The organism is Mesorhizobium sp. P3_A9, from assembly GCF_056402975.1.
On record NZ_JBFUGJ010000462.1, the window covers coordinates 1 to 3,852 of the forward strand.

Genomic DNA, 3,852 nt, shown 5'->3' on the forward strand with positions numbered 1-3,852 from the left:
CCGCGGCTCCTCCCAAGCCACCGACGGCGGCGCCTTGTTCGGTACGGGAGCACGCGCGGAATCAGCAGGCTCAAAATGAGCAGTGTCTATTCATGGGTCCTCATCTCAAGCCTTAATCGGCCGGAGAAAAAATGCGGCAAGTGATTTTTCGAACCATGGCCTTGCCGCCTACGTGGAACGTCTCCGCTCCAAGGGCGGACTCCGCAAACTGTTCGGCAGGGGAACGTTCAGGTCCAACAAATTTCCCGCGATACAGCCCCGTCTACGCACAGAAAAATGCGAGTCGCAGAAGCGAATCTGATGTGGGGTTTCGGATGCCCACAACTCCGCTGCGGTTATCGGTAGTCATCCCAGCTCTCTCGCGCAACGTCCGAATTCCAAAGGGAACTTCGCATCGTGCGGGCCGTTGTGACGTCGCAAACTGTGCCGCGTTCAGCCTCCGTGCAATGGTTCGGCCGAACGCGGCGTGCATCAACACTAACGCACAAGGAAACGTACCATGATTGGCAAACTTTTGGCTACTACAGCAATAGCAACCCTGCTGTCGTCTGGCCTGTGGGTATCGGGGGCAGCCGCTGAAGATGCCACCAGACCTGCCGCTTCTACGACCACTGCGGCAACGGCGCCGGCGGTTAGTGCAGACGGCAGCCTCGTCACCAAGATCATAGGCGCCAACGTCTACGATAGCGCCGCCGACAATGCCGAGAAGATCGGCGACGTCAAAGACATCGTCCTCTCCAAGGACGGCAAAGCCAAGTACATTATCATCGGCGTAGGCGGATTCTTGGGCCTGGGTGAAAAGAACGTCGCCTACGATTTCAACAAGGCCGAGTGGGTCGAGAAGAAGGGYGATCGCTGGCTGGTCGCCAAGACCACCAAGGAAGACCTTCAGGCGCAAAAGGATTTTGACCTGAAGGTTTACGACACGGCAGCGGCGTCGAACACCAATGATGTCGCAGCGACCCCGGCTAACAATGAAGCGGCTCCAGCCACCACCACGGACAAGACGGCCACAGCGGCAATCGACAAGTCTTCGCTGACCGAGATGCCAATGGATAAAATCAGCACCAAGGATTTCATCGGCACCAACGTCTACGGCGCCGACGACGCAAAAGTCGGTGAGATCGGCGACGTGGTTATGACCGGCGACAAGAAGGTCGATGCCGTCATCGTCGACGTGGGGGGGTTCCTTGGCATGGGGGAAAAACAGGTGGCCATTGGCCTGGAGAAACTGAAGTTCATGTCGGACAAGGACGGCAACCGGTATCTCTACACCAACTTCACCAAGGCTCAGCTTGAGGCGCAGACCGCCTATGACAAGGGCACCTACGCGCAGAATCGCGACAAGCAGCGGATCATTGTTGGCCAGTAGAATCCAACGTGGCCCGCGCTCCTTAGGCGCGGGCCACGTCTTTTCGTTTTTCGATCGTCTGTTCGCGGGATCTGCCCATCAGGGTAGGTGCGCGCAAGACGAGACGCTCTCGATCCTCCGATCGCCTGAATAATGTAACACGTTGAGGGCCTTGTCGGGTGTACGTATTGGCACTCACAAGACGTTCGTCCACCGGTCCTCAGAGCGGTGTGTAGGCCTGTAGGCGCGCCACTCCCCATGGGTCAGCGAGGGGCTGTGGTTGCCGATAGTCTTGGCAACGTTGCTCAGTAACCACCAAATCTGAATCGCCACGCCCTGCCGAGAGCGCATCGCCAAGATCAGCAGAACCTCATATCGTCCGGCAGCTGTTTTGGCATGAGGAAGCGCGGTTCGAGAAGCCTACTGGCGTACGGTGCTGACAACGAAGAAGCCCGAGGCCTAAGGCCTTCGCCATGGCAAGAAGATCGGCGCCCACGTCTCTTGAGTGAGCTGGCCATCGGACTGTAATCCGACCGCCGTCTGGAAGCACTGACCGCCTTGCTGAAGCTCTCGGCAAGGGGCCGTCGATAAGGCCCGGCGAAAAGCGCGCGCGGTCAAACAGAATTTGTACCTTCAGTACGGCTGGGATGAAGCCCTTTGGGGGCCGGATGCGAATTGCGCCTGGTTGACGGCATCTGCTAGGTCCTGCTTAGCCGCTTCGGCGCCGCCAAAAGCGACGAGGAACACTGCGGCGACAACAAGGAGCCTGATCATCGAGGTCACTCCGGGCGCAAACGGCCTAATGACGCGGCACGACCTATTTGGTTCCGTGGACCCAAGGCATTGGGTTCAGGGCTTTAGCCAAGCGGGACCTCGGAACGGCCCTCACATCTCTGTCTGGTAGATTAATCGACCCTCCGGACAGCGCCGCAGGATACCCAACATTGCATCGTCGCTCACGGAACTTTTGTTGAGCTGAGTGCTTCCTCAGGTGGRGCTGTGCCTCCTCCATTTGAACCGTGACGGAGACGAGAATGGCAAATCTGGGAAGATTGGCAATCGCGATGCTTGGCGTCCTGGCATACCAAAACCGCGACAAAATCGGCGAATTGATCCGTGGGGCCGGAGATCACAATCCAAACGACCCGCAGGGCGGAATTATGGATCAGATTTCCAAAGGCGTCTCGGGTACGGCGCTTGGTGATATCCTAGATCGATTCAGAGGTGCGGGGGCAGGATCGAAAGTCGATTCTTGGGTCGGCACCGGGCCGAACCAACCGATCGAACGAAATGATGTGGAAGCGGCRATAGACGAACACACGCTGACGTCCCTYTCGATGCAGACCGGCCTYTCGCGCGAGGAGCTCATCACCAGGATCACCCGGGATTTGCCCGAGGCGGTCRACAAGATGACGCCAAATGGTGCACTGCCGCCCGAGCCAACGAAGCTCTCGGGTGAGGCCACCCTGCTCGACGACGTGCCGCCACATAKGCCGCAAGCCAAATCAACCGGGCAAAACGATGTCTAGAATGACTGCCATATCTCAGAAAGACCTGCCGGGGCGTACAGGCTCGGCCGTCAGGATGACTGGACTGGGCTTTCAGGGCACCAGGGCAGCAAGCGTAGTGGCCGAATTGGATTTGTTGGCGGCGCTGCTTGATTCCCGTTGGCGCATTCCGGGAACCTCAATTCGTTTTGGACTGGATGCCCTCGTGGGCTTGGTGCCCGTCCTCGGAGATGTGGCGACAGGTATCGTTTCGGCTTACATCGTGTTGCGAGCCCGAAGCTGCGGCGCTGGAAAGATCTTGGTCGCCAGAATGTTGGGGAACGTATTGCTTGATACGGTTGTAGGAAGCATCCCTGTTCTGGGCTCGATCTTCGACGTGTATTTCAAGTCCAACAATCGCAACATTACGCTGCTTCGCCGCCACCTTGGTAAAGTCGAAGTTGGCCGCCGACGAGCCTGATTGCCGCTCAGCATTCGCCCGAGGAACTTTATTGGTTTATCGCACGTTTTGCCGCCGAACCAATTTCGGTTCAGGAAAGGGGAAAATATGGAAAATCCAGGTGTCGGTTGGATAGCTGCTATCGTGATCGGCGGTATCGCCGGCTGGCTCGCMGAGATGTTCATGAAAAGCAATATGGGCGTGCTCATGAACATCATTYTGGGGATCGTGGGCGCGATCGTCGCCAACTTCCTCCTCAGCCTGTTAGGCGTATCGATGGCCGGCTGGCTTGGGTATTTAGTCGCAGGCTTCATCGGTGCCTGTATTTTGATTGCAGTCGCGCGAATGATTAGGCGCTGAACCGACAATCTATTTGTGCACATTATAACTCAGATTGAGGCGCATGATCCCCGCGATCAGGCGCCTCTTCGGTCTTGCGAAGCTATACGTTGGGGTTCAGGTCGATCTCTCACTCAACACAGGTGACCCTTGCCATATGCTCGCTTGCTGGAACCAGTCTTGACGCTCCGCATTCTATTAGCAGGGGCTCAAGG

4 protein-coding genes are annotated in these 3,852 nt (G+C 57.4%); all 4 read left to right on the top strand.

What is annotated here, in order from left to right:
* Window positions 1-499 precede the first annotated feature (499 nt).
* The 4 genes from AC1DX0_RS32510 to AC1DX0_RS32525 all read left to right on the top strand — a co-directional run bounded on the left by AC1DX0_RS32510 (window position 500) and on the right by AC1DX0_RS32525 (window position 3,658).
* The gene (locus tag AC1DX0_RS32510; protein WP_477223637.1) at window positions 500-1,372 is read left to right on the top strand and encodes a PRC-barrel domain-containing protein; all 873 of its coding nucleotides are present in this window, start codon (window positions 500-502) and stop codon (window positions 1,370-1,372) included.
* A gap of 1,013 nt (window positions 1,373-2,385) precedes the next feature.
* On the top strand, window positions 2,386-2,880 hold the full coding sequence (locus AC1DX0_RS32515) for a YidB family protein (RefSeq protein ID WP_477358487.1): 495 nt from the start codon (window positions 2,386-2,388) through the stop codon (window positions 2,878-2,880).
* 1 nt (window position 2,881) lies between these two features.
* Complete coding sequence (locus tag AC1DX0_RS32520) at window positions 2,882-3,319, top strand: DUF4112 domain-containing protein (protein WP_477223639.1); 438 nt, start codon at window positions 2,882-2,884, stop codon at window positions 3,317-3,319.
* Between the two features lie 87 nt (window positions 3,320-3,406).
* Window positions 3,407-3,658 (top strand): GlsB/YeaQ/YmgE family stress response membrane protein, encoded by a 252-nt coding sequence (locus AC1DX0_RS32525; protein ID WP_023784928.1) that lies wholly within the window; start codon window positions 3,407-3,409, stop codon window positions 3,656-3,658.
* The last annotated feature ends 194 nt before the right edge of the window (window positions 3,659-3,852 follow it).

What these genes read in the sequence shown, in the direction of transcription:
- AC1DX0_RS32520 (WP_477223639.1), top strand. Translation starts at nt 2,882, where the DNA reads ATGACTGCCATATCTCAGAAAGACCTGCCGGGGCGTACAGGCTCGGCC.